This window comes from Sphingomonas endophytica, from assembly GCF_014199415.1.
Lineage (GTDB): Bacteria > Pseudomonadota > Alphaproteobacteria > Sphingomonadales > Sphingomonadaceae > Sphingomonas > Sphingomonas endophytica.
Genome location: NZ_JACIJN010000012.1, coordinates 14,854 through 41,106, shown reverse-complemented (window position 1 = coordinate 41,106; position 26,253 = coordinate 14,854). Strand labels below are relative to the sequence as shown.

The 26,253-nt window shown below is 68.6% G+C and carries 23 protein-coding genes and 1 riboswitch; of the genes, 18 read left to right on the top strand and 5 right to left on the bottom strand.

The window, feature by feature from the left end:
• The first annotated feature begins 26 nt into the window (after positions 1-26).
• The 4 genes from FHS97_RS15855 to FHS97_RS15840 all read left to right on the top strand — a co-directional run bounded on the left by FHS97_RS15855 (position 27) and on the right by FHS97_RS15840 (position 4,494).
• The gene (locus FHS97_RS15855) at positions 27-1,520 is read left to right on the top strand and encodes a circularly permuted type 2 ATP-grasp protein (RefSeq protein WP_184040282.1); all 1,494 of its coding nucleotides are present in this window, start codon (positions 27-29) and stop codon (positions 1,518-1,520) included.
• Positions 1,520-2,455, top strand: a complete 936-nt coding sequence (locus FHS97_RS15850; protein ID WP_184040279.1) for an alpha-E domain-containing protein — start codon at positions 1,520-1,522, stop codon at positions 2,453-2,455. Before FHS97_RS15855 ends, FHS97_RS15850 begins: the two co-directional genes overlap by 1 nt.
• A complete protein-coding gene (locus FHS97_RS15845; protein ID WP_184040276.1) occupies positions 2,455-3,255 on the top strand; it encodes a transglutaminase family protein in 801 nt (266 codons plus the stop codon). The genes FHS97_RS15850 and FHS97_RS15845 overlap by 1 nt, the downstream gene beginning before the upstream one ends.
• 28 nt (positions 3,256-3,283) lie before the next feature.
• Positions 3,284-3,389: riboswitch (SAM-I-IV-variant riboswitch) on the top strand.
• Between the two features lie 55 nt (positions 3,390-3,444).
• The gene (locus tag FHS97_RS15840) at positions 3,445-4,494 is read left to right on the top strand and encodes a threonine aldolase family protein (protein WP_184040273.1); all 1,050 of its coding nucleotides are present in this window, start codon (positions 3,445-3,447) and stop codon (positions 4,492-4,494) included.
• 88 nt (positions 4,495-4,582) lie between these two features.
• Here the strand turns inward: FHS97_RS15840 and FHS97_RS15835 are convergent, their stop codons facing one another.
• The 3 genes from FHS97_RS15835 to FHS97_RS15825 all read right to left on the bottom strand — a co-directional run bounded on the left by FHS97_RS15835 (position 4,583) and on the right by FHS97_RS15825 (position 7,614).
• On the bottom strand, positions 4,583-5,341 hold the full coding sequence (locus FHS97_RS15835; RefSeq protein WP_184040270.1) for an arginyltransferase: 759 nt from the start codon (positions 5,339-5,341) through the stop codon (positions 4,583-4,585).
• 133 nt (positions 5,342-5,474) lie between these two features.
• Positions 5,475-6,716 carry a threonine ammonia-lyase gene (locus FHS97_RS15830; protein ID WP_184040266.1) on the bottom strand — a complete coding sequence of 414 codons (1,242 nt, stop codon included), beginning with the start codon at positions 6,714-6,716 and terminating at the stop codon, positions 5,475-5,477.
• 187 nt (positions 6,717-6,903) lie between these two features.
• Complete coding sequence (locus FHS97_RS15825; protein ID WP_184040263.1) at positions 6,904-7,614, bottom strand: DUF4163 domain-containing protein; 711 nt, start codon at positions 7,612-7,614, stop codon at positions 6,904-6,906.
• 44 nt (positions 7,615-7,658) lie between these two features.
• Between FHS97_RS15825 and FHS97_RS15820 the strand changes: the two genes are divergently transcribed.
• A complete protein-coding gene (locus FHS97_RS15820; RefSeq protein ID WP_184040260.1) occupies positions 7,659-9,329 on the top strand; it encodes an amidohydrolase in 1,671 nt (556 codons plus the stop codon).
• 204 nt (positions 9,330-9,533) lie between these two features.
• On the opposite strand, the gene FHS97_RS15815 is transcribed toward FHS97_RS15820, so the two are convergent.
• Together FHS97_RS15815 and FHS97_RS15810 are read right to left on the bottom strand one after the other, a co-directional pair.
• The gene (locus FHS97_RS15815; RefSeq protein WP_184040257.1) at positions 9,534-11,387 is read right to left on the bottom strand and encodes a methyl-accepting chemotaxis protein; all 1,854 of its coding nucleotides are present in this window, start codon (positions 11,385-11,387) and stop codon (positions 9,534-9,536) included.
• 83 nt (positions 11,388-11,470) lie between these two features.
• A complete protein-coding gene (locus FHS97_RS15810; RefSeq protein WP_343053476.1) occupies positions 11,471-12,832 on the bottom strand; it encodes a helix-turn-helix domain-containing protein in 1,362 nt (453 codons plus the stop codon).
• Positions 12,833-13,063: 231 nt separating this feature from the next.
• On the opposite strand from FHS97_RS15810, the gene FHS97_RS15805 reads away from it, so the two are divergent.
• The 13 genes from FHS97_RS15805 (at position 13,064) to FHS97_RS15750 (ending at position 26,191) form a co-directional block, all read left to right on the top strand.
• Positions 13,064-14,590, top strand: coding sequence for an acyl-CoA carboxylase subunit beta (locus FHS97_RS15805; protein WP_184040253.1), 1,527 nt, complete (start codon positions 13,064-13,066; stop codon positions 14,588-14,590).
• A 114-nt stretch (positions 14,591-14,704) separates the two neighbouring features.
• Positions 14,705-14,974, top strand: coding sequence for a GIY-YIG nuclease family protein (locus FHS97_RS15800; protein WP_184040359.1), 270 nt, complete (start codon positions 14,705-14,707; stop codon positions 14,972-14,974).
• Between the two features lie 108 nt (positions 14,975-15,082).
• Positions 15,083-15,505, top strand: a complete 423-nt coding sequence (mce, locus tag FHS97_RS15795) for a methylmalonyl-CoA epimerase (RefSeq protein ID WP_343053475.1) — start codon at positions 15,083-15,085, stop codon at positions 15,503-15,505.
• The gene (locus FHS97_RS15790) at positions 15,502-16,284 is read left to right on the top strand and encodes an enoyl-CoA hydratase-related protein (RefSeq protein ID WP_184040247.1); all 783 of its coding nucleotides are present in this window, start codon (positions 15,502-15,504) and stop codon (positions 16,282-16,284) included. The genes mce and FHS97_RS15790 overlap by 4 nt, the downstream gene beginning before the upstream one ends.
• A 2-nt stretch (positions 16,285-16,286) precedes the next feature.
• A complete protein-coding gene (gene scpA / locus FHS97_RS15785; RefSeq protein WP_221233353.1) occupies positions 16,287-18,479 on the top strand; it encodes a methylmalonyl-CoA mutase in 2,193 nt (730 codons plus the stop codon).
• Between the two features lie 128 nt (positions 18,480-18,607).
• Positions 18,608-18,988 carry a lysozyme inhibitor LprI family protein gene (locus FHS97_RS15780; protein ID WP_184040244.1) on the top strand — a complete coding sequence of 127 codons (381 nt, stop codon included), beginning with the start codon at positions 18,608-18,610 and terminating at the stop codon, positions 18,986-18,988.
• A complete protein-coding gene (gene bioB, locus FHS97_RS15775) occupies positions 18,976-19,992 on the top strand; it encodes a biotin synthase BioB (RefSeq protein ID WP_343053474.1) in 1,017 nt (338 codons plus the stop codon). Before FHS97_RS15780 ends, bioB begins: the two co-directional genes overlap by 13 nt.
• A 35-nt stretch (positions 19,993-20,027) precedes the next feature.
• Complete coding sequence (locus tag FHS97_RS15770; RefSeq protein WP_184040241.1) at positions 20,028-20,201, top strand: hypothetical protein; 174 nt, start codon at positions 20,028-20,030, stop codon at positions 20,199-20,201.
• Between the two features lie 223 nt (positions 20,202-20,424).
• On the top strand, positions 20,425-22,245 hold the full coding sequence (locus FHS97_RS15765) for an ATP-binding protein (protein ID WP_281391789.1): 1,821 nt from the start codon (positions 20,425-20,427) through the stop codon (positions 22,243-22,245).
• A complete protein-coding gene (locus FHS97_RS17665; protein WP_343053473.1) occupies positions 22,163-22,528 on the top strand; it encodes a DUF2118 domain-containing protein in 366 nt (121 codons plus the stop codon). The genes FHS97_RS15765 and FHS97_RS17665 overlap by 83 nt, the downstream gene beginning before the upstream one ends.
• A 69-nt stretch (positions 22,529-22,597) precedes the next feature.
• A complete protein-coding gene (locus FHS97_RS15760) occupies positions 22,598-24,109 on the top strand; it encodes an efflux transporter outer membrane subunit (protein WP_184040238.1) in 1,512 nt (503 codons plus the stop codon).
• Complete coding sequence (locus tag FHS97_RS15755; protein WP_184040235.1) at positions 24,109-25,479, top strand: efflux RND transporter periplasmic adaptor subunit; 1,371 nt, start codon at positions 24,109-24,111, stop codon at positions 25,477-25,479. Before FHS97_RS15760 ends, FHS97_RS15755 begins: the two co-directional genes overlap by 1 nt.
• The gene (locus FHS97_RS15750) at positions 25,469-26,191 is read left to right on the top strand and encodes an ATP-binding cassette domain-containing protein (RefSeq protein ID WP_184040231.1); all 723 of its coding nucleotides are present in this window, start codon (positions 25,469-25,471) and stop codon (positions 26,189-26,191) included. Before FHS97_RS15755 ends, FHS97_RS15750 begins: the two co-directional genes overlap by 11 nt.
• The last annotated feature ends 62 nt before the right edge of the window (positions 26,192-26,253 follow it).

Here is a 26,253-nt window from a genome sequence, read left to right as displayed (position 1 = left end):
CGGTCGTCGGACGTTGCAGGGGACAAATGGGGACAGCGGCGTTCGACGAGATCATGGGGGCAAGCAGCGTCGACGGCGCGCGCCCCGAATTGCGGGACTTGTGTCGCTGGCTGGCGGACACGCCCGACGGCGAACTGCGCCGTCGTCAGCAATCGGCGGAGACGACCTTCCGCCAGCTCGGCATCACCTTCGCGGTCTATGGCGAGAGCGAGGCGGGCGAGCGGATCATTCCGTTTGACATCGTCCCGCGCGTCTTCCTCGCCGACGAATGGGCACGGCTGTCCGAAGGGCTGGTCCAGCGCGTCGAGGCGATCAACGCCTTCCTCGTCGACATCTACGGCGACCAGAAGATCCTGCGCGACGGCGTGCTGCCCGCCGACCTGATCCTCGGCAATGCGCAATTCCGCCCCGAGATCGCCGGCATCCGCCCGCCGCACGACGTCTGGGCGCATATCTGCGGGATCGACCTCGTCCGCACCGGCCCCGACGACTTCTTCGTGCTGGAGGACAATGCCCGCACGCCTTCGGGCGTCAGCTACATGCTGGAGAACCGCGAGGCGATGGTGCGGCTCTGCCCCGAGCTGTTCTCGAAATTTCGCGTTGCCGCGGTCGACAGCTATCCCGACCGCCTACTCGAGACGATGCGCTCGGTCGCGCCGCGCGGCTGCGGCGGCCCACGCCCGACCTGTGTGGTGCTGACGCCCGGCCATTACAATTCGGCCTATTACGAGCACAGCTTCCTCGCCGACTCGATGGGGGTCGAGCTGGTCGAGGCCGCCGACCTCGTCGTCGATGACGATGTCGTCTACATGCGTACGATCGACGGCCGCGTGCGCGTCGACGTCATCTATCGCCGCGTCGACGACGATTATCTCGATCCGTTGGTTTTTCGCCCCGATTCGATGCTCGGCGTGCCCGGATTGATCGCCGCCTATGCCGCGGGCAATGTCGCGATCCTCAACGCGCCCGGCAACGGTATCGCCGACGACAAGGCGATATACAGCTACATGCCCGAGATCGTGAAATATTACTCGGGCAGCGACGCGCGGCTGCCGAACGTCGAGACCTATCGCTGCCGCGAGCCGCAGGCGCTCAAATACGTGCTCGACCATCTCGACCAATTGGTCGTCAAGCTGGTCGATGGCTCGGGCGGCTATGGGATGCTGGTCGGCCCGACCGCCTCCTCGGCCGAGATCGAGCGCTTCCGCGCCGCGCTGGTCGCCGCGCCCGAACGCTACATCGCGCAGCCGACGCTCGCGCTGTCGACCGTCCCGACGCTGGTCGAGCAGGGCGTCGCGCCGCGCCACGTCGACTTCCGCCCGTTCGTGCTGACCGGCGCGAAGGGCGTGCAGGTCGTTCCCGGCGGGCTGACGCGTGTCGCGCTGCGCGAAGGCTCGCTGGTCGTCAATTCGTCGCAGGGCGGTGGGACCAAGGACAGTTTCGTGCTGATGGACGAGCCGCACGGCATGACCCAGACGATGGGAAACATGACCCAGACGCTCGGGCAGGGGCAGCGCTGATGCTCAGCCGCACCGCCGCCTCGCTCTACTGGCTCGGCCGCTATGTCGAGCGCGCCGATTTCGTCGCGCGGCTGATCGAGGCGACGCTGCGCCTCGATGTGCTCTCCCCGCGTTCGGCGGGCGAGGATGCGTGGCGTACTGCGCTGGCGGTCAGTGAAACCGCCGACGCCTTCACCGCGGGCGGCCACACGCTCAGCCGCGAGGAGGTCGCGCACTTCCTGCTCGCCGACAGCACGCATCCGGGCTCGATCCTGCGCTGCCTCGCGATGGCGCGCGACAACGCCCGTGCGGTGCGCACCGCGCTCAGCCGCGAGGCGTGGCAGGCGATCAACGGTGCGTGGCTGATCTTCGACCAGCGGATCGGGCGGCTCGATCCGACCGCGGTGCTCGGGGTGGTTGATGCGGTAAAGGCCGAGACGCGCGGATTCGAGGGAGCGGTGCACCGGATGCTCCGCAACCAGACGACCTCGTTCATCCGGCTTGGGCAGGCGGTCGAGCGTACCGACAACACCGCGCGGCTGCTCGACGTCAAATATCACATCCTGCTGCCGGAGGGTGAACGCGTCGGCGGCACGGTCGATCGCGACCAGTGGACGACGATCCTCCAGACCGTCTCGGCCGTCACCGCCTTCCGCTGGCTCTACAACGACGGGCTCAACCCGACCAACGTCATCGACCTGCTGCTCAGCCGCGCCGAACTGCCGCGCAGCCTCGCCGCATCGACCGAGGAGACCGTCGCGGCGCTCACCGCGCTCGCCCGCGCCAGCGGCACGCAGGGCGAGGCCGACCGGATGGCGCGCACGCGGCAGGCACGCGTCGCGCGCACCCGCACCGGTGACGTGATCGCCGCCGGGCTTCACCAGCATCTCCAGTCCCTGATCGTCGAAAATGCGCAATTGCACGACGCGATCGGCCGGCAGTTCAAGTTCCACTGATGCGCCTGACCATCGACCATCGCACCACTTACCGCTTCACCGCGCCGCAGGGCCGGGTGGTGCAGCTGTTACGGATGACCCCGCGCAACACGCACGACCAGACGGTCGCGGCGTGGGACATCAACATCGATTGCGACGCGCGGCTGCGAGAGCACCGCGATGGCTTCGGCAACATCACGACGATGCTCTACGCCGAAGGTCCGCTGTCGGGGATCGAGATCAGCGTCTCGGGCGAGGTGGTGACGAGTTCGTCGAGCGGCGTGCTGCACGGCACGTTCGAGCCGTTGCCCGCCGCGCTCTTCCTGCGCAGCACGCCCGCGACCCACGCCGAGCCCGCACTCGCCGCTTTCGCGCAGGCGGCGACCGTGGGCCGCGCGCCGATCGCCGCGCTCCACGCGCTCAATGCCGCGGTGCATGAGCGATTCACCCTCGTCGACGGGCGCCCCGAAGCCGGACTGACCGTCACCGCGGCGTTCGCGCGCGAGACCGCCACCGCGCGCGATCTGGCGCAGATGTTCGTCGCCGCCGCGCGTGCCGCCGGCTTCCCGGCGCGCTACGTCACCGGCTATTGCGATGCGCTGCCCAACGGCCGTCCGACGCCGCACGGCTGGGCCGACGCGTGGGTCGAGGGGCTCGGCTGGGTCGGGTTCGATCCGACGCTCGGCCGCTCGCCCGAGGCGCATCACGTGCGCGTCGCGGTCGCGCTCGATGCCGCCGGCTGCTCGCCGGTCGCGGGCTCGCGGCTCGGCGAGGGACGCGAATGGCTCGACGTCGAGGTGCAGGTCAGCGGACAGGATTGACCGCAACCGTCGGATCGTATACCGATCGCGCCGACATCAAGAGTCGACCTAGTTCGACGCCAACCTGCTCCCGAGCAAGGTGGCGCCTCCAGCGATGGGGGGATGTGGCCGGACCGGCAACCAACGGGACCTCTCGCCACATATCGTTCCGACTCCTGATGCCCGAACCGAGCAACAGGATCAGCGACCGTGACGACCGAGCCCCAGCAATTCGCCAGCGACAATTATGCCGGAGCCTGCCCGGAGGCGCTGGAGGCGATGCTTGCCGCCAATGCCGGCTCGGCGGTCGCCTATGGCGATGACGGCTGGACGCAGCGCGCCTCCGACAGCTTTCGCACCCTGTTCGAGACCGATTGCGAGATTTTCTTCGTCTTCAACGGCACCGCCGCCAACTCGCTCGCGCTCGCCTCGTTGTGCCAGAGCTATCACAGCGTCATTTGCTCGTCGGCGGCGCATGTCGAAACCGACGAATGCGGCGCGCCCGAGTTCTTCTCGAACGGCTCCAAGCTGCTGCTCGCGCCATCGGCCGACGGCAAGCTGACCCCCGAGGCGATCCGCACGCTCGCGGGCAGCCGTTCCGACATCCACTTTCCCAAGCCGCGTGTCGTCACGATCACCCAGCCGACCGAAACCGGGCAGGTCTATTCGGTTGCGGAGGTGCGCGCGATCTCGGCGGTGTGCCGCGAACTGGGGCTCAAGCTGCACATGGACGGCGCCCGCTTCGCCCACGCCTGCGCCGCGCTCGGCTGCACGCCCGCCGCGATCACCTGGGAGGCGGGCGTCGACGTTTTGTGCTTCGGCGGGACCAAGAACGGGCTGATGGTCGGCGAGGCGGTGATTTTCTTCGACCGCGCGCTTGCCGAGGACTTCGATTACCGCTGCAAACAGGCCGGGCAGCTCGCGTCGAAGATGCGCTTCCTGTCGGCGCCGTGGATCGGGCTGATCGAGAGCGGCGCATGGCTGCGCAACGCCGAGCACGGCAACGCCTGTGCCGAGCGGCTCGCGGCGCGGGTCGCCGATCTCCCTGCGGTGCAGTTGCTGTTCCCGGTGCAGGCCAATTCGGTGTTCCTCGTCGCGCCGGATGCGGTGCTCGACGAACTGCGCGCGCGCGGCTGGCGGTTCTACACCTTCATCGGCGGCGGCGCGCGCTTCATGTTCGCGTGGGACGCCGACCCGGCGCGCGTCGACCAGCTCGCCGCCGATATCCGCGCCGCATGTGAGGTGCGCGCGCTGGCGTAGTTCGTCATTGCGAGCGTAGCGAAGCAATCCAGGGCGTCCTGGTCCGGCTCTGGATTGCTTCGCTACGCTCGCAATGACGACTTGAAGATCAGGCGGTCACCGCTGCCGCTTCAACCTCGGGCATCAGCACCCAGCCTTGCGTGCCGAGCATCTCGATCGGCCGGTAGCGCGTCTTGTACGCCATCCGCTGCGAGCCCTTTACCCAATAACCGAGATACACATAGGGCAGGCCCGCCTCACGCGCGCGCGCGATATGGTCGAGGATGATGTAATTGCCGAGCGCCGGGCGCGCGTCCTGATCGGTGTCGAAGAAGCTGTAGACCATCGACAGCCCGTCCGCCTGCCGGTCGGTCAGGCAACAGCCGACCAGCTTCCCGGGCCGCGCGCCATCTGATAGCTCGCGATATTCGACCACCACCGAATTGACCGGCGAATGTTCGATCATGTCGGCAAAGTCGCTCTCGTCCATCGCCGCCATTCCGCCGCCGGGATGCCGCGCCGACAGGTAGCGGCGCATGAGCGTATATTGCTCGTCGGTCGCCCATGGCCGGCACGCCGATACGTCGAGGTCGGCATGCCGCCGCATCAGCTTGCGCTGCGTGGCGTTGGGCTCGAACTCGTGCGTCCGCACCCGCACCGAGACGCAGGCGGCGCAGCCCGCGCAGCTCGGCCGATAGGCGACCGACTGGCTGCGGCGGAAACCGATCCGGCCGAGCGCGTCGTTCAGCTCGCCGGCCTCCGGGCCGGACAATTCGGTGAACACCTTCCGCTCCTGCCGGCCGGGCAGGTACGGGCACGGCTGCGGGCTGGTGACGAAGAAGCGCGGGAAGCGGAACGGTGCCGTCATGCGTGCCGCCCCTTTCCTGCTCTGCCCATCTGACCACCTACCTTCACCGCAAAGCGCTTATGCCCCAGACACTTCATATGCGATGTCGCATATCCGGTGAAAAGCCGCTTTACCATGAAAGCGGTGGACCGTTTCAGGCCAGTTCGACGGTGCTCACCTCGAACCCCGCCTCGCGCAGCCCCACCATCAGCCCGTCGAGATGGGCCCGGTCGCGCGCCTCGCACTCGATATCGGTGATCAGCCCCTTGGCGGGGAGGGTGGTGAACACCCGCTGGTGATAGATTTCGATGATGTTGACACGCTCCCGATCGAACACCCGCATTACATTATAGAGCGCGCCGGGCTGATCCTGCAGCCGCAGCCGCAGCCGCGCCAGCCGTCCCGACCGCGCCAGATCGCGCAGCAGCACGTTGGCGAGCAGCCGCGTGTCGATATTGCCGCCGCACAGCACCACGCCGATCGTCCGCCCGCGGAACCGCTCGGGATGCGCCAGCAACGCGGCGAGCCCCGCCGCGCCCGCGCCTTCGACCACGGTCTTCTCGATCTGGAGCAACAGGCTCAGCGCCTCCTCCAGATAGCGTTCGGAGACGAGCACGATGTCGTCGACGAGCTGCGCGACCATCTGCGCGGTGATCCCGCCCGGCTCCTTGACCGCGATCCCCTCCGCCAGCGTATCGCCAGCGCACGGCATGTCGGTGCCGTTGATGCGATTGTACATCGACGGATACAGCTCGGCCTCGACCCCGACCACCTCGATTGGGCGATCGGCGGCGCGCGCCACTGTCGCCATGCCCGAGATCAGCCCGCCGCCGCCGATCGGCACCACCAGCAGGTCGATCTCGGGATGCTCCTCCAGCATCTCCAGCGCGACGGTGCCCTGACCCGCGATGATCCGCGGATCGTCGAACGGGTGGACGAAGGTGAAGCCGCGCTCCGCCTCCAGCACGCGCGCATGGGCATAAGCGGCGTCGAACGTGTCACCTTCGAGGATCACGGTCGCGCCGTGGCCCTGCGTCTGCACCACCTTCACGACGGGCGTGTTGCGTGGCATCACGATCGTCACCGGCACGCCCAGCCGGTTGCCGTGATAGGCGAGGCCCTGCGCATGATTGCCCGCCGAGGCGGCGATCACGCCCTTGGCGCGCGCCGCGTCGGAGAGTTGCAGCAGCGTGTTGAGCGCGCCGCGTTCCTTGTAGGCGGCGGTGAATTGCAGGTTCTCGAACTTCAGGTAGACGGTCGCGCCGGTCAGCTTCGACAGCGTCTGGCTGATGAGTGTCGGCGTCCGCACGATCGCGTCGCCGATGCGGATCTGCGCGGCGCGCACGTCCTCGATCGAGACGGGAAGGGCCGGGGCGGACGCGAGCTGGGTTGCCATCCGTGGGACGTAGCGGAACACCGTTACGAAAGGAACACCCGCGCGACCCGTACGCCGTCGCCCCTGCGCAGGCAGAAGCCCATGTCTGTCGAGTTAAAGAACAAGGCTGACACACCATCCGCCTGCATTGTGTCAGATGCCCCGACGCACGAAGCAGCCATAGGCCCCTGCCTTCGCAGGGGCGACGTTACTTCGTGGCGAACGCCCCGCGCCACTCAGGCCGCACGAGCGCCAGCACGGCCGGGGTCACCGGCACCGTCATCTCGTACATCCCCTCGGCATAGGAGCCCGCGACATATTGCCCCGCCACCAGCCCGATGCGGTCGATCGCGCGGCGGTCGGTCGAGCCGAGCAGCACCGTCAGGTCCGACACCGGCGGGCACGGGAAGATGTCGTCCGCACCCGGATCATTCCCAAATCGTCGCCGCCGCTCGCCCTTCAGCCACGCGCACCAGCCCGCGCCGAACACGCGCTGCATCGCGGAGGGCGACTCGAACATCGCGCGCGGGTCGATCCGCCGCGCCTTGGCCTTGTCCCACACCAGCGGCTCCAGCACGGTATTGCCATGCGCGCCGCCGGTGAAGCTGTAGCTCTCGCCCGACAGGCTCAGCAGCCGCGGCGTCTCGGTCACCACCTTCCACTCACGCGTGGCGTCGTGCCGGTGGAAAGGGAAGTCGCTCTTCGCCGCCTCGCGCCGGTCCGCCGCCGCCATCTTCGCGGTGCGGGTGCGCAGCCACGCCCGGTCGGCCTCCAGCCAGCGGCGCAAGGGCGCGACCCGCGCGGCAGCGGCGGGGTAGGTATAGGAGAAGTCGAGTGTCGCGGTCTTCGCCTCGACCTTGGTCTGCGCCGTCGCCGGCATCGACAACAACAGCGCGATCAACCCCATTACCCGCCGCATGACATCCCTCGCCAAAACCGTGCCGCTTCCATATGGCAGCGGACATGAACCGACGCCATCTCACCGCCGCGATCGTCGCGCTCGCCGGGCTCGCGACGACGCTCCCCGCGGGGGGCGACGCGCTGATCGACAACGTCAACGGCCTGACGCTCAACCGCGACCGGCAGGTGGTGCGCTTCAAGGCGATGGTGATCGACGCGCAGGGCAAGGTCGTCCGCCTGATCGCCCCCGACGAGCAGCCGCCCAAGCCGACCAAGAAGAACCCCGGCCCGCGCTACGACTGGCGCGCCGACATGAAGGGGCGCGTGCTGGTGCCCGGCATGATCGATGCGCACGGCCATGTCATCGAACTGGGGCTGGCGGCGCTGACGCTCGACCTGTCGGATACGCGCTCGCTCGACGAGGCGAAGGCGAAGATCGCCGACTATGCGCGCGCCAATCCGGATCGGCAGTGGATCATCGGGCGCGGCTGGAATCAGGAAGTGTGGCAGCTCGGGCGCTTCCCGACCGCCGCCGATCTCGACGCGGTGGTCGGTGACCGCCCGGTGTGGCTGGCGCGTGCCGATGGCCATGCCGGGTGGGCGAACAGCGCCGCGCTCAAGCTGGCCGGCGTCACCGCCGCCACCGCTGCCCCGGCGGGCGGTCGTGTCGAGAAGCCGCTCGGCGTGCTGGTCGATCGCGCGAAGGAACTGGTCGAGCGCGTCGTGCCGAAGGTAAGCCCCAAGGACCGCACCGCCGCCTTCCTCAAGGCGCAGCAGATCCTGCTCGGCTACGGCGTCACCGCGATCGCCGACATGGGCACCAGCGTCGACGACTGGATGACCTATCGCCGGATGGGCGACATCAACGCGCTGCGCGTCCGCATCATGTCCTTTGGCCTCGGCATCGAGAATGCGGTGACGATCGGCGGCACCGGCCCGACGCCGTGGCTGTACGACGATCGCTTGCGGCTGGAGGGCGTCAAGCTCTACGCCGATGGTGCGCTCGGCTCGCGCGGCGCGTGGCTGAAGGCCGATTACGCCGATGCGCCGGGGCAGCGCGGGCTCGGCTTCCTCGCCGACGACCAGTTGCAGAACATCATGAGCCGCGCCGCGATGGACGGCTATCAGGTCGCGGTCCATGCGATCGGCGACCGCGCCGACAAGCAGGTGCTTGACGCGATCGCCGAACTCTCGGAGACGTACAAGGGCGACCGCCGCTGGCGGATCGAACATGCGCAGATCGTCGATCCGGTCGATATGGCCGCGTTCGGAAAATACCATATCGTCGCCTCGATGCAGCCGACGCACCAGACCAGCGACCGCGTGATGGCGGAGGCGCGGCTCGGGCCGGCGCGGCTGGCGGGTGCCTATGCGTGGAAGACGTTGCTCGATGACGGCGCGACGCTGGCATTCGGCTCCGATGCGCCGGTCGAGAAGCCCGATCCGTGGGCGGGCTGGGCGGCGGCGTTCACGCGCACCGATGCCGAGGGGCAGCCGGTCGGCGGCTGGCACCCCGAACAGGCGGTGTCGCGCGAGCAGGCGTGGTGGGCGTATACCGGGGGCGCGAGCTATGCCGGCTTCGGCGAGCAGAAGTTCGGGACGCTGGCGCCGGGCCAGCGCGCCGACTTCCTGTTGCTCGACCGCGATCCGATGACCGCGACGCCGGCCGACCTGCGGCAGACGAAGGTGCTGGAGACGTGGATCGGCGGGACGAAGGCGTGGGAGCGGAAGTAGGCTGCGTTGGTCCCGACTTTACGTCGCCCCGGACTTGATCCAGAGCCCCGCTTCTTCCTTTTCTTCGCGGTCGACGGTGCGTGGCGGCGGAAACTTCGTACGCTCGCAATGACGATCGTTGGCGTTCTCTACCTAGCCGCCCGCCAGAAAAAGCGGGGGCCCGGATCAAGTCCGGGGCGTCGAGGATAGGGCGGCGTCGCCCCTTCAGAACTCCGACCAATCCTCCTGCACCGCCACCGCGGCTGCGCCCCGGCTGCGTGCACTGGCGGCGATCCGCGCCCCGGCCTGCGCCGCGCGCGCCTGCAACTGGTGGACCGGCGAGGCGGACGGCGGAACCGCGACCGCCGCGCCGATCGCCAGCCGGAAGCGACCGACCTCGCGCGCCATCACGTCGGTTTCCTCGACGAGGCTCCGTGCCGCGGCGGTCGCTTCCTCGACCATCGCCGCATTCTGCTGCGTCACCCCGTCCATTTCCGATACCGCGGTATTGACCTGCTGCAAGCCCGTCGACTGCTGCTCGGCGGCAGAGGCGATGGTGCCGACCAGCGTGCTGATCTCGCCGATCCGCGCCGTGATCCGCTGCAGCGCTGCGCCCGCTTCCGCAACCAGCCCGACCCCCAGATCGACCTGCTCGGTGGAGGCGGTGATCTTGCTCTTCACGTCCTTCGCCGCATCGGCGGACCGCTGCGCCAGCGCGCGTACCTCGCTGGCGACCACCGCGAAGCCCTTGCCGGCATCGCCCGCGCGGGCCGCCTCGACCCCCGCATTGAGCGCGAGCAGATTGGTCTGGAACGCGATGCCATCGATCACCGCGATGATCTCGCTGATCTCGCTCGACGAGCGCTCAATGCCGGTCATCGCCTCGACCGCGCGGCGCACCACGTCGCCCGACGCCTCGGCATCGCGGCGCGTCTCGACCACCACCGCATCGGCGTGCGACGCGGTCTCGGCGGTCTCCTTCACCGTCGTCGTGATTTCGTGCATCGCCGCGGCGGTTTCCTCCAGCGAGGCGGCCTGCTGCTCGGTGCGCTGCGACAGATCGTCGGACGCCTGACGGATGTCGTTGGCGCCGTTGGTGATTCCGGTCGCGCTGGTCGTCACCGCCGCCATCGCCGCCGAGACCGCGGTCATCGCATTGTTGAAGTCGCTCTTCAGCTTGGCGAACGGCCCTGTCAGTTCGGCGTCGATCCGCGCTGTCAGGTCGCCCTGCGCCAGCGCACTCAGCCCGCGCCCGATATTGTCGACGATCAGCGCGGTCTGCTCGGCCTTGGCGCGCTCGGCGGCGGCGAGCTGGTTGCGGAACTGCACCATCACCTTCGCGAGCTGCCCGACCTCGTCGCCGCGCTCGTCGACCGCGACCTGCGCGTCGAGATCGCCCGCGGCGAGCTTGCCCAGCGCCTCGGTCATCGCCTTGATCGGCGCGGCGATCCCGCGGATCAACGCGGTTAGCAGCACGCCCGCGAGCAGCAGCGCCGCGATCACCAGCGCCAGCGACAGCACGCGCGAGAAGGAATATAGCGCGCGGGCGTCGCCCATCTCCTTGTCCATCAGGTCGACCTGCACGGCCTGCGATGTCGCGGCCTCGGCATTGGCGCGATCGAACAGCGGCTGGCTGGCGCGGAACGCCTGCGTCGCTTCCTCATTGCGATTGGCCTCGCCGAGTCGGCGCGTGGCGTCCGAGCGCGTGACGAACGCGGTCCAGAATTGCTTGAGGCGCGACAAGGATGCGCGCGCCTTCGGGTTGGTCACGGCCTTGTCGAGGAAGGCGAGATTGTGGTCGATCAGCGCCAGCTTCGCCGACGCGGCCTGATCCGCCTCGTGGATCTTGTCGGGTTCGGTCGACAGGATGACGGTCGCTTCGGCGATGCGATAGTCCGAGGTGGCGGCATTGATCGTCGCGATCGCCACCAGCTTGTCGCGGCGCTCCTTGCCGAGCACCTCGGTGGACTGGTTCAATTTGCTCTGCGTCCACAGCGACATGCCCGCCATGGCCACCAGCGCCAGCGCAAGGATGCCGAACGCGAGCAGGAGTTTGCGGCCAATCGCCAGATTTTTCATCGCTGCGGCCTTCACCGAGTCGGAGTTGATCCGGCCAGGGTTAGCCACGAGAGTTTTAGAAGCAGTTAAGTGTCGGACCGGTCCTAAATCACGCGATAGGGTACGACGCCGCGCACCTCCGCCTCGACCGCGATCGCGCGGTCGGTCGGTGGAAAGGCGCGCTGGTCGCAGTCCGGGCGCGGGCACAGCCGGCAGCTGATCCCGATCGGCGTCGCCGCGCGCAGGTCGACCGCATCGGCATAGACGAAGTCGGCGGCGTGCGCCGCCTCGCACCCCAGAGCGACCGCATAGCGGCGCGGCGCGCGCGCGAAGCGCCCGGACGGCTTCACCAGCCCTTTCGCCATCGACACGTAGCGCACGCCGTCGGGGGTCTCGGCATGTTGCACGAGGATCCGGTCCGGGATCGCGACCGCTTCATGGACGTGCCACAGCGGGCAGGCGCCGCCGAAACGCGCGAATTGCAGCCGGGTGGCGGAATGGCGCTTGGTGATGTTGCCCGCCATGTCGACGCGGCAGAAATAGAAGGGGATGCCCTCGGCCTCCGGACGTTGCAGCGTCGAGAGCCGGTGACACGCCTGTTCGAAGCTGGTGCCGAACCGCCGCGACAGCCGGTCGATATCGTGGCGCAGCGCGCGCGCGGCGCTGCGGAACGCCTCATAGGGCATCAGCATTGCCCCGGCGGCGTAATTGGCGAGCCCGATCGCGAGTAGCCGCCGCGCCTCCGGCTGCGCGAGCCCCGAGGCGGCGACGGTCGCGGTGATTGGCGCGGCAAAGGCGAGCGCGGCGATGCGGTGCGCAATCAGGAAGCGGCGGCTTTCCGGCGGCACCGCGGCGTTGAGGTGCAGCACGCTGCCGTCGAAGCGCGCGAGCGGCGCATCCTCCTGCGCCGCAAGGCGCAACGTCACGCCATGTTCGGCCAGCGCGGTGTCGATCGTTGCGGCGTCATGCGCCTGCGCCCATTGCTCGGCGGCACGATCGAGCGTGTCGATGTAATTGCCCGCCTCGTGGAACCAGTCGCGCACCGCCTCCCACGGCAGCCGCGTCCCGGCCCCGGCGGTCAGCGCCTCCTCGGCGAGCGCGACGCGCTCCTCGGCGGCGCGCTTGGCGGCGTGGAGCGCGATGAGCCGGTCGGCGAGCGCCGGGCGCTCCTCCGCCAGCCGCGCGACGTCTTCGGGGGGCAGCGGCGCGACCGCCGGGTCGGCGAGCGCATGGCGTAGCGCCACCAGTCGACGCGCGGGCGCCGCGCCTTCGATATCGGCGAGCGCGGCGGGGAAATGCTGCGCCAGCGCCGCGCTCACCGCCGCGGTCAGCGGACGCTCGTCGCTTTCGAGCTGCGACAGATAGCTGACCGACAGCCCGAGCCGCGCCGCCATCGCCCGCTGGTTGAGCTGCGCCGCGGCCCGCAACGCGCGCAACTGCGCCCCGGCGTAGAGCCGCGCCTTCACGCGCCGTCGCCCCTGCGCAGGCAGGGGCCCATGTCTGTATCGTGCCGCGCGCGGCTGCACACATTCGGCGCGGCGAATGGGTCCACGATCCACGAGCAATCGACAGCCATAGGCTCCTGCCTACGCAGGAGCGACAGGGTTTGCAACTGCATCCTTCGCAAATTCGCAACTTCACATTTGCCCCGTCGCGCCGCGCCGGGCACAACGCTCCGGGACGTCCGGGAGAGAAGAATGTCAGCGACGATCGCCGAACTCGAGAACCGCCGTGCCGCCGCCCGCGCCGGCGGCGGGCAGAAGCGGGTCGATGCGCAGCACGCCAAGGGCAAGCTGACCGCGCGCGAACGGCTCGACGTGCTGCTCGACGAAGGCAGCTTCGAGGAGCTCGACATGTTCGTCGAGCACAATTGCACCGATTTCGGGATGCAGGACCAGATTGTCCCCGGCGACGGCGTCGTCACCGGATCGGGGACGATCAACGGCCGGCTAGTGTTCGTCTTCTCGCAGGACTTCACCGTCTTCGGCGGCTCGCTCTCCGAACGCCACGCGCAGAAGATCTGCAAGATCATGGACATGGCGCTCAAGGTCGGCGCGCCGGTGATCGGGCTCAACGATTCGGGCGGCGCGCGCATTCAGGAGGGCGTCGCGTCGCTCGGCGGCTATGCCGAGGTGTTCCAGCGCAACGTGCTCGCCAGCGGCGTCGTCCCGCAGCTCAGCCTCATCATGGGGCCGTGCGCGGGCGGCGCGGTCTATTCGCCGGCGATGACCGACTTCATCTTCATGGTGAAGGATTCGAGCTACATGTTCGTCACCGGCCCCGACGTGGTGAAGACCGTCACCAACGAGGTGGTGACGCAGGAGGCGCTGGGCGGCGCGGTGACGCACACCACGAAGACCAGCGTCGCCGATGTCGCGTTCGACAACGATATCGAGGCGCTGCTGGCGGCGCGCGACTTCATCGACTTCCTGCCGTCCTCGAACCGGGAGGGCGTGCCCGAGCGCCCGACCGACGATCCGTGGGACCGCGCCGAAGCGGGTCTCGACACGTTGATCCCCGCCAACGCCAACCAGCCCTACGACATGCACGAGCTGCTCGCGAAGGTGGTCGACGAGGGCGACTTCTTCGAGATCCAGCCCGCGCACGGCGCGAACATCATCTGCGGCTTCGGGCGGATCGAAGGGCGGACCGTCGGTTTCGTCGCCAACCAGCCGATGGTGCTGGCCGGCGTGCTCGACATCAACTCCAGTCGCAAGGCGGCGCGCTTCGTGCGCTTCTGCGACGCGTTCGAGATCCCGATCGTCACCTTCGTGGATGTTCCCGGCTTCCTGCCCGGCACCGCGCAGGAGCATAACGGCATCATCAAGCACGGCGCGAAGCTGCTGTTCGCCTATGCCGAAGCGACCGTGCCCAAGATCACCGTCATCACCCGCAAGGCCTATGGCGGCGCGTATGACGTGATGGCCTCCAAGCACTTACGCGGCGATCTGAACTATGCATGGCCGACCGCCGAGATCGCGGTGATGGGCGCGAAGGGCGCGGTCGAGATCATCTTCCGCGGCCGCACTCCCGAGGAGATCGCCGAGCGGACGGCGGAATATGAGGCGCGCTTCGCCAACCCCTTCGTCGCGGCGAGCAAGGGCTTCATCGACGAAGTGATCCAGCCCCATTCCACCCGCCGCCGCATCGCGCTCGGCCTGCGCAAGCTGCGGAACAAGACGCTGGAGAACCTGTGGAAGAAGCATGACAATATTCCGCTGTAAGATCCGTCATTGCGAGCGGAGCGAAGCAATCCAGGGCGTCGCGCGGAACACTGGATTGCGTCGCTGCGCTCGCAATGACGAGGCGGTGGCGTGAAGCAGCCTTCAGTCTACATCATGGCTAGCTGCCGTAATGGAACGCTTTATGCCGGCGTAACGTCGAACCTGGCGCAGCGTGTCTGGCAGCATCGTGAAGGTGTCGTCGCAGGCTTTACGAAGCAATATGGCTGCAAGCTGCTGGTCTGGTTCGAGATCGCCGACACGATGGACGTCGCGATCACCCGCGAGAAGCAAATCAAAAGCGGATCGCGCGCCAGGAAGATCGCGTTGATCGAAGCGATGAACCCTCACTGGCACGACCTCTACGAGCAAATTGCCCATGGATAACGACATGACACACGCTCCGATCGTCATTGCGGGCGCAGCGAAGCAATCCAGTGTTCCGCGCGCTGCCCTGGATTGCTTCGCTACGCTCGCAATGACGGGAGAGTCGCGGTGATGTTAGGCCGCCTCAACCACGTCGGCATCGCCACGCCGTCGATCGCCCGCGCGGTCGAGACCTATCGCACGCTGCTCGGCGCAGACGCGATCGGCGAACCGTTCGACCTGCCCGCGCAGGGCGTGAAGGTGTGCTTCATCGACGCGCCCAACACGCAGATCGAGCTGATCGAACCCTATGACGACACTTCCCCGATCGCGGGCTTCCTCAAGAAGAACCCGGCCGGCGGCCAGCACCACGTCTGTTTCGAGGTGCCCGACATCCATGCCGCGGTCGCCGATCTCAGGGCCAAGGGTGCGACGATCCTCGGCGAACCGCGGATCGGTGCGCATGGCACGCCGATCGTCTTCGTCCATCCGCGCGACATGGGCGGGGTGCTGGTCGAACTGATGGAAACGCCGCAGGAGGGCGCGCATTGACGTACGAGACGATCACCTTCGACCTCACCGACCGCGTCGCGACGCTCGCGATCGACCGGCCGGCGCGGATGAATGCGCTCACCCCGCGCGTCTTCGCCGAGCTGACCGCTGCGATCGACGCCGCGCTGGAGCAAGGCGCGCGCGCGATCGTGCTGACCGGCACCGGTGGCGCGTTCTGCTCGGGCGCGGACCTCGTCGGCGACGGCAGCGCGCCGATGCCGCGCGATCTCGGCGAGTCGCTCGACACCAGCTACAACCCGTTCGTCCGCAAGGTCGCCGCGCTCGACGTGCCGTTCCTCACCGCGATCAACGGCCCGGCGGTCGGCGCGGGGCTCGGGCTGGCGTTGCTTGGCGATATCAGCGTGATGGCGCGCTCGGCCTATGTGCTGCTCGCGTTCGTCAACATCGGGCTGGTCCCCGATGCCGGCGCGACGTGGCTGGTCGCCAAGGCGGCGGGGCGCACCAAGGCGCTGGAGATGGCGCTGCTCGGTGAGCGCGTGTCGGCCGAGGAAGCGCTCGCCGCCGGGCTGGTGACGCGCGTCGTCGACGATGAGCAGGTGCTCGGGCAAACGCAGCAGCTCGCCGCGAAGCTCGCCGCCGGGCCATCGGTCGCGATCGGGATGATCCGCAAGCAGGTCGCCGCCGCTTTGTCGCTCGACCTCGACCAGTCGCTGGCGGTCGAACGCGAGAACCAGACCCGTGCCGGCCATACCCGCGACTTCGCCGAAGCAGTCCGCGCCTTCGGCGAGAAGCGCAAGCCGGTGTTCGAGGGCCGCTGAGGATGACCGAAGAGCGCAACCTCGGCGAAGACAGCGGCGCGGCGGCGTCGATCGGCACGCCCGCGCCCACCGGCACCGAAAGCTGGGCCGCCGCCGCCGCGAAGGAGGTGAAGGGCCGCGACCTGACGTGGCACACCCCCGAGGGGATCGACGTCAAGCCGCTCTACACACCCGCCGATGTGGAGGGCTGGGACCCCGGCCTGCCCGGGTTCGCGCCGTTCGCGCGCGGGGTGCGCGCGTCGATGTATGCGGGCCGCCCGTGGACGATCCGCCAATATGCCGGCTTCTCGACCGCCGAGGAATCGAACGCTTTCTACCACCGCAACCTCAAGGCGGGGCAGGAGGGGCTGTCGGTCGCGTTCGATCTCGCGACGCATCGCGGCTACGACAGCGATCATCCGCGCGTCACCGGCGATGTCGGCAAGGCCGGGGTAGCGATCGACACCGTCGAGGACATGAAGATCCTGTTCGACGGCATCCCGCTCGATCAGATGTCGGTCAGCATGACGATGAACGGCGCGGTGATCCCGATCCTCGCCTTCTTCATCGTCGCCGGCGAGGAACAGGGCGTCGATCGCAAGCTCCTCGACGGGACCATCCAGAACGACATCCTCAAGGAGTTCATGGTCCGCAACACCTATATCTACCCGCCCGAACCGTCGATGCGGATCATCTCCGACATCTTCGCCTATACCTCGGCGGAGATGCCGAAGTTCAACAGCATCTCGATCTCCGGCTATCACATGCAGGAGGCCGGGGCGACGCAGGTGCAGGAGCTGGCCTTCACCATCGCCGACGGCATGGAATATGTGAAATACGGCGTTGCGTCCGGGCTCGACATCGACAAATTCGCCGGACGCCTGAGCTTCTTCTTCGCGATCGGCATGAACTTCTTCATGGAGATTGCCAAGCTGCGCGCCGCGCGCGTGCTGTGGCACCGCGTCATGACGCAACTCGGCGCGAAGGACGAACGCAGCAAGATGCTGCGCACCCACTGCCAGACCAGCGGCGTCTCGCTGACCGAGCAGGACCCGTATAACAACGTCATGCGCACGACGATCGAGGCGATGGCAGCGATGCTCGGCGGCACGCAGTCGCTCCACACCAACGCGCTCGACGAGGCGATCGCGCTGCCGACCGACTTCTCGGCGCGGATCGCGCGCAACACGCAATTGGTGATTCAGGAAGAGACCGGGATGACCAACGTCGTCGATCCGCTCGGCGGCAGCTATTATGTCGAGGCGCTGACCAAGCGGCTGGTCGACGACGCCTGGGCGATCATCGAGCGCGTCGAGCGCGAGGGCGGGATGGCCAAGGCGGTCGCGGCGGGCTGGCCCAAGGCGATGATCGAGGAAGCGAGCGCCGCCCGCGCCGCACGCGTCGACCGCGGCGAGGACGTGATCGTCGGGGTCAACAAATACCGTAAGGACAATGAGGATCCGGTCGAGATCCTCGCGATCGACAATCATGCCGTCCGCGACGCACAGGTCCGCCGCATCCGGCAGGTGAAGGCGGCGCGCGACGAGGCGGCGGCGCGCGCGGCGCTCGACGCGCTGCGCGATGGCGCGCGCGGCGACGCGAACCTGCTCGCGCTTGCGGTCGAGTGCGCCCGCGCCCGCGCCACGCTCGGCGAGATTTCCTCGGCGATGGAGGATGTCTTCGGCCGCTACGGCACGCAGCCGACGCCGGTGAAGGGCGTCTATGGCGGTGCCTATGCCGACGATGCGCGGTGGGTGCGGCTGGAGGACGGCGTCGCCGCTACCGAGCGCCGGCTCGGTCGCAAACCGCGGATGCTGGTCGCGAAAATGGGGCAGGACGGTCACGACCGCGGCGCCAATCTGGTCAGCAGCATGTTCGGCGACCTCGGCTTCGAGATCGTCCCCGGCCCGCTATTCCAGACGCCGGAGGAGGCGGCGGTGCTGGCGCTGGCCAAGGACGTCGACATCGTCGGCGCGTCGAGCCTCGCGGCGGGGCACAAGACGCTGATCCCCGAGCTGATCGGCCATCTGCGCGACGCGGGGCGGGCGGACATCAAGGTAATCGCGGGCGGGGTGATCCCCGCGCAGGATTATCAGGCGCTGTTCGACGCGGGCGTGCAGGCGATCTTCGGACCGGGCACCAATCTGATCACGGCGGCGGAGGAGGTGTTGCGGCTGCTCGGCCACAACATGCCCCCGCAAGGAGAAGCGGCATGATGGTTCTGCACGTCGTACGTAACACGCGCGCCACACACTCCGTCATCCCCGCGCAGGCGGGGATCTATGGTGCCGCATACACATCGGCGGCAGCATGTGCGGAACGATGGCTTTCCGCCTGCGCGGGAATGACGAAGCGGGCGGGGGTAGCGACCATCCTCGCCTTGCTCGCGGCGACGACCACCTCCGCCACCGCCCAGACGCAGGCCGACATGAACGCGCAGGCCGCCGCCAGTTACAAGACGGCCGACGCGGCGATGAACGCGCAATGGCCGCGCACCTATGCCGCGATGAAGCGCCGCGACGCCACCGCACGCGACGGCTTCGGCTATGCCGCCGCCACACTCGCCAGTCAGCGCGCGTGGCTGACGTTCCGCGACAAACAGTGCACGATCGAAGGCGGCGAGTTCGCCGGCGGCTCGCTCCAGCCGATGGCGCGCTTGCAGTGTCTGGCGCGCCTGACCAAGGAGCGCACCACGCAATTGAAGGACCTGATGTGGCAACGCTGACCGAGACGACGACCCGCAACGACTGGACGCGCGAGGAGATCGCCGACCTGTTCGACCTGCCGTTCGACGAATTGATGTACCGCGCGCAGACCGTCCACCGCATGCATCACGCGCCCTCCGAAGTGCAGCTCTGCACCTTGCTGTCGATCAAGACCGGCGGCTGCCCCGAGGATTGCGGCTATTGCTCGCAGTCGGTCGCGGCGGAGAGCGGGGTCAAGGCGACCAAGCTGATGGACGTACAGGCCGTGCTCCAGCGCGCCGCCGAGGCGAAGGATGGCGGCTCGCAGCGCTTCTGCATGGGCGCGGCGTGGCGCAACCCCAAGGACCGCGACATGGACGCGATCATCCAGATGATCGAGGGCGTGCGCGGCATGGGGATGGAAACCTGCATGACGCTGGGGATGCTGACGACCGCGCAGGCGCAGCGGCTCGGCGAAGCGGGGCTCGACTATTACAACCACAATATCGACACCTCGCCCGAGCGCTACGGCGACGTCATCACCACGCGCACCTTCGGCGAGCGGCTCGACACGCTCGAGAACGTCCGCTCGGCGGGGATCAACGTCTGCTGCGGCGGGATCGTCGGGATGGGCGAGACGCGCGCCGATCGCGTCGGCTTCGTCCACGCGCTCGCCACGCTGCCGCGCCACCCGGAGAGCGTGCCGGTCAATGCGCTGGTGCCGGTCAAGGGCACGGTGCTCGGCGACATGCTCGCCGACACCCCGCTCGCGAAGATCGACGACATCGAGTTCGTCCGCACCGTCGCTGTCGCGCGGATCACGATGCCGCTCAGCATGGTGCGGCTGTCGGCCGGGCGCGAGAGCATGGGTGAGGCGACGCAGGCCTTGTGCTTTATGGCGGGCGCGAACTCGATCTTCACCGGCGACAAATTGCTGACCGCCGGCAACCGCGGCGACAGCGCCGACGCGGCGCTGTTCGCCAAGCTGGGCGTCCGCCCGATGGAAGCGGCAGAGCCGATGCGGGTGTGCGAGGCGGCGGAGTGAAAGCCTCCCACCTGGTTATCTTCGTAGCATGGTCGTTGACCGTGCTGCTGGTGACCGGGTTCTTTCTCATCGGTTTTACAATGGGTGACTGCATGGATGTGGTGGCATGTGTCGCATCAAAGAAAAATGCCACCACGATAACGCTTGCCGTCGGCTTTGTGACTTACTGGGCGGTCGCGCTTCTGTTGTTCAGAAGGTGGAATCGCTGATGAAATTCACTTGGCGTTCGCTCAATGACGTGCTGATCCGGGTCTTCAAGACGTCCGACAACAACCACCGTCGCCCCTGCGCAGGCAGGGGCCCATGTCTGTCGAATGAGGCGAGCGGTTTGACACAGTAGCGACGTGCCTGTGTCAGCCGACACCGAACGACGACACAGACATAGGCCCCTGCCTGCGCAGGGGCGACGAAGAACGAAAACAGGAGAGGCCGTTGTTCAAGAAGATCCTGGTCGCCAACCGCGGCGAGATCGCCTGTCGGGTGTTCCGCACCGCCAAGAAGATGGGCATCGCCACCGTCGCGGTCTATTCGGACGCCGATGCGCGCAGCCCGCACGTGCTGATGGCGGACGAGGCGGTGCGGCTCGGGCCGGCGCCGGCGGCGGACAGCTATCTCAAGGCCGAGCTGATCCTGCTCGCCGCGAAGGAGACCGGCGCGGACTGTATCCACCCCGGCTACGGCTTTCTCTCCGAACGCGAGAGCTTCGCGCGCGCCTGCGCCGAGGCGGGGATCGCCTTCGTCGGCCCGCCGCCGAAGGCGATCGCCGCGATGGGTGACAAGATTGAATCGAAGAAGCTCGCGAAGGCGGCGGGGGTCAATGTCGTTCCCGGCTATCTCGGCGAGATCGCCGACACCGACGAAGCGGTGCGGATCGCCGCCGAGATCGGCTTCCCGGTGATGATGAAGGCCAGCGCGGGCGGCGGCGGCAAGGGGATGCGGCTGGCGTGGTCCGAACAGGACGTCCGCGACGGCTTCGAAGCGACCAAGCGCGAAGGACTTGCGTCGTTCGGCGACGACCGCGTGTTCATCGAGAAGTTCATCGAGAGCCCGCGCCACATCGAGATCCAGCTGCTCGGCGACCAGCACGGCAATATCGTCTATCTCAACGAGCGCGAATGCTCGATCCAGCGCCGTCACCAGAAGGTTGTCGAGGAGGCACCGTCGCCGTTCGTCACCCCCGCGATGCGCAAGGCGATGGGCGAGCAGGCGGTCGCGCTCGCCCGCGCGGTCGGTTATTACAGCGCGGGCACGGTCGAGCTGATCGTCTCGGGCGCGGACACGACCGGCGAGAGCTTCTACTTTCTCGAAATGAACGCCCGGTTGCAGGTCGAGCATCCGGTAACCGAGGAGATCACCGGGCTCGATCTGGTCGAGCAGATGATCCGCGTCGCGGCGGGCGAGCGCCTGTCGTTCGGGCAGGACGACGTGCGGCTCGACGGCTGGTCGATCGAGAACCGCGTCTACGCCGAGGACCCGTATCGCGGTTTCCTGCCGAGCATCGGCCGGCTGGTCCGCTACGCGCCGCCGTCGACCACCGACAACGACCCGTCATCCCCGCGCAGGCGGGGATCCAGAACCTATGTCGCCGATGGGGCCGACACGTCCGCGGGTCTGGATTCCCGCCTTCGCGGGAATGACGGCGGGGGCGGGGAGGACGCGGTTCGCATCCGCGTCGACGACGGCGTCGCCGAGGGCGGCGAGGTCAGCATGTTCTACGACCCGATGATCGCCAAGCTCGTCACCTGGGCGCCGACCCGCGAAGCTGCGATCGACGCGCAGGTCGCCGCGCTCGATGCGTTCACGATCGAGGGGCCGGGGACCAACCTGCACTTCCTCTCGGCGCTGATGCAGCACCCGCGCTTCCGCTCGGGCGAGATCACCACCGGCTTCATCGCCGAAGAATATCCCGATGGCTTCCACGGCGCGCCCGCAAGCGCTGCGCTCAAGACGACGCTCGCCGCGGTCGGTGCGGTCGCGGCGCACGCGCAGGTGACGCGTGCGCGCCTGATCGACGGGCAGCTCGGCCATGTCCTTTCCGCGCCCGCCGACTGGGTGGCACGCGTCGACGGCCACGATCATCACGTCACGATCCGCGACGGCCGCATCACGGTCGACGGCACCCCGCTCGACGCCACGATCGCCTACACCCCCCGGCGCGCGCACCGTGCAGGTGAACGGCCAAGATCCGCTGACCGTCGCGATCACCAAGCAGCGCGACGGCTTCACGCTCACCGCGCGCGGCGCGCGCCATAAGGTTCGCGTCCTTCCCGCGCATGTCGCGCCCTACGCCGCGCATCTGATCGAGAAGGTCCCGCCCGACCTGTCGAAGTTCCTGATCGCACCGATGCCGGGACTGCTCGTCCGGCTCGACGTGGCGGAGGGCGACCGCGTCGAGGCCGGGCAGGCGCTGGCGGTGGTCGAGGCGATGAAGATGGAGAACATCCTGCGCGCCGAGAAATCCGGCACCGTCGCCGCGGTACAGGCGCAGGCCGGCGACAGTCTGGCGGTCGATCAGGTCATTCTCGAGCTGGAATGATGCGGCCGCGACATACCGCGACATATTAGCGCTGGACGCGCGCCTTATGCGTGCGTCATGCACGACGATATGAGGCGCGTTCTTCTCTGCACGACGATGGCGCTGGCGGCGGCCGGCTGCACCGTCGGCCCCGATTATCGTCCGCCCGCCGCCGCCGAGCTGGCGGTGCCCGCCGGCTATTCGGTGCGCGCCGCCCCGACGCCCGAGGATCTGACCCGCTGGTGGCAAAGGTTCGACGATCCGGTGCTCGGGCAGCTGGTGGAGCAGGCGTCGGCCGCCAACACCGATGTCGCGCAGGCGGTCGCGCGGCTGCGGCAGGCGCGCGAGGCGCTGGTGCAGAGCCGCGCCGACCTGCTGCCGACGCTCAGCGGGAATACGGGCTACAGCCGGTCGGAGACGCTGCGCGGCGGCGGCCAGACGATCACGCTTCCCGACGGCACCGTCCAGAACATCGGCGGCGGCGGCGGCGCGAACAACTTCTCGGTCGGCGGCAGCGCCTCCTACCAGCTCGGGCTGTTCGGCGGGGTGCGCCGTACGATCGAGGCGAGCCGCGCGCAATATGAGGCGTCCGGTTTCGACTATGCCGCCACGCTGCTGACCGTTCAGCAGGAGACCGCGCGCAACTACATCCTCGCGCGGCTCTATCAGCAGCAGCTCGCCAATGCGCGCGCCAGCCTGGCGTTGCAGGAGGACAATCTCGAGATCGCGGGTTTCCGGTTGCAGGCCGGGCTCGTCTCGTCGCTCGATCAGGAACAGGCGCGGCAGCAGCGTGCGCAGACCGCCGCGACGATCCCGACGCTCGAACAGCAATATAATGCGGCGGTGTCGCGGCTCGGCGTGCTGACCGCGCAGGCGCCCGGCGCGCTCAAGCCGTTGCTCGCCGCGGTGCGCGCGATCCCGACCGGTGCGCCGCCCGCCGGGATCGGCATCCCCGCCGACGTGCTCCGCCAGCGCCCCGACGTGCGCGCCGCCGAACGCGCGCTCGCCGCCGCCACCGCGCAGATCGGCGTCGCACAGGCCGCGCTCTACCCGAACTTCACGTTCAGCGGGAACATCAACGCGCGCGCCAACGCCGTCGGCTCGCTGCTCGACACCGTCACCGGCGGGTTGTTCGCGGGGTTGACGCAGGCGATCTTCAACGGCGGCCGGCTGCGCAGTCAGGTGCGCGGGCAGGAGGCCGCCGCCGACGCCGCGCTCGCCGCCTACAAGGGCACCGTCCTGACCGCGCTGGAGGATGTCGAGAACGCCGTCGTCGCGCTCGACACCGCCGACCGCCGCGAGCGCGAGCTGGCGGTCGCGTTCGACGCCGCCGGCAACGCCGCCCTGTTGTCGCGCGAACAATATCGCAGCGGGTTGAGCGACTTCACGACGCTCAGCCAGCAGGAAGCGACCCTGCTCACCACCCGCAACAGCGCGGCACAGGCGCGCGCCGACGAGGCAACCGCGCTGGTCCAGCTCTTCGCCGCGCTCGGCGGCGGCTGGGACAGCACGACCGTGCCGACCGCCCCGCCGCGCGTCGCCCCCGCGCCGACGCTCGCTCAACCCGCGCCCACCCCCGGCTCCACCAACGGGAACCCCTGATGGCCGACCCCAATCTCGACGATTTCCTCGGTGTGAAGCCGCAGCCGGCATGGCGGCGCTGGGGCAAGTGGGTGCTGGTGCTCGCCGCGGTCGTGCTGGTCGGGCTGCTGCTGTCGCGCTGCGTGTTCGGCGATCCCGACAAGGTCGATTACGCCACCACGCCGGTCACGCGCGGGCGCCTGACCGTCTCGGTTTCGGCGACCGGCAAGCTCGCGCCGACCAATCAGGTCACGGTCGGCTCGCAGCTGTCGGGGCTCGTCACCAAGGTGGTGGTCGACGTCAACGACCGCGTCACCGCCGGGCAGCCGCTCGCGCTGATCGACCCCGAACAGATCGACGACCAGATCAACGCCGCCAAGGCGACGCTCGCCGCCAATGAGGCGCAGGTCGCGCAGGCACGCGCGACGCTCGCCGAATCGCAGGCGCAGCTCGCGCGACTCAACGAGGTCTATCGGCTGTCGAAGGGCCGCGTACCCTCGAAGACCGAGCTTCAGACCGGGCAGGCCGACGCGCAACGCGCGAAGGCGGCGCTCAACGTCGCCGAGGCGAACGTCACCGCCGCGCGCGCGCAATTGTCGCAGCAGCAGACGCAGCGCGCGCGCGCGATCATCCGCTCGCCGGTCAACGGCGTGGTGCTGGCGCGGCAGGTCGATCCCGGCCAGACGGTCGCGGCGTCGTTCAACACCCCGACCTTGTTCGTCATCGCCGAGGACCTGACGCGCATGAAGCTGGAAGTTGCGATCGACGAGGCCGATGTCGGCGAGGTGCAGGTCGGGCAGAAGGCGACCTTCACCGTCGACGCCTTCCCGGGCAAGACCTTCCCGGCGGCGATCACCCGCGTCGACCTCGGCTCGAACCTGACCGTCAGCAACGCGACCGCCTCGTCGTCGAGCAGCACCGGCACCACCAGCACGACCGGGCAGGTGGTGTCCTATGCCGCCGACCTGACCGTCGCCAACCCGACGCTGCAGCTGCGCCCCGGCATGACCGCGACCGCCGACATCGTGACCGCCGACCGCCAGAACGTGCTGCTCGTCCCCAATGCCGCGTTCCGCTTCAAGCCGAGTGCTGGCGGCGGCAAGCGCGGTGGGATCACCGGCACGATCCTCGCCGGTCCGCCGCGCCGCAACGCCGCGCAGCGCAGCGCGACGCTCGGGCGCGGCGCGACGCAGACCGTCTACGTCAAGGGCGCGGACGGCACGCCGCAGCCGGTGCAGGTGACGACCGGCGACACCAACGGCACGCTGACCGAGGTGACCGCTGGCGCGCTGCAGCCGGGGCAGCAGGTCATCACCGGGCAACTCGCGGCGGGCGAGAGCGCGGGCGGTGCTGGTGGCGCGGCGAAGGGCGGCCGCTCGCGTGGCCAGTGACGCCGCGTCCCTGATCGCGTTGCGCAACGTGACCAAGGTCTATGGTCAGGGCGCCACGCAATTCCAGGCGCTCAAGGGCGTCGACCTCGACATCGCGGCGGGCGATTTCGTCGCGGTGATGGGGCCGTCGGGGTCGGGCAAGTCGACGACGATGAACATCCTCGGCTGCCTCGACGTGCCCTCGGCGGGGACGTTCCTGTTCCGCGGGCATCACGTCGAGACGCTCGACCGCGACGAGCGTGCCTTGCTGCGCCGCCGCTATCTCGGCTTCGTCTTTCAGGGCTTCAACCTGCTCAGCCGCACCACCGCGCTCGAAAATGTCGAGCTGCCGCTCCTCTACCGCGGCGACGAGAAGCGCGCGCGCCGCGCGACCGCGATGGCGGCGCTGGAGAAGGTCGGGCTCGATCGCTGGTGGGATCACACCCCCGCCGAGCTGTCGGGCGGCCAGCAGCAGCGCGTCGCGATCGCGCGCGCGATCGTCACCCGCCCCGACGTGCTGCTCGCCGACGAGCCGACCGGCAACCTCGATTCGGAACGCTCGGTCGAAATTATGGAATTGCTGACCGACCTCAACCGCGAGAGCGGGATCACCGTGCTGATGGTCACCCACGAACCCGACATGGCCGCCTTCGCGCGCACCGTCGTCCACTTCAAGGACGGGCTGGTCGAGCGGATCGAGACCCAGCACGCGCAGGGGGAGAAGGTGTCGTGACCTGTCGTCATTGCGAGCGAAGCGAAGCAATCCAGGGCGGCACGCGCGCGGCTCTGGATTAC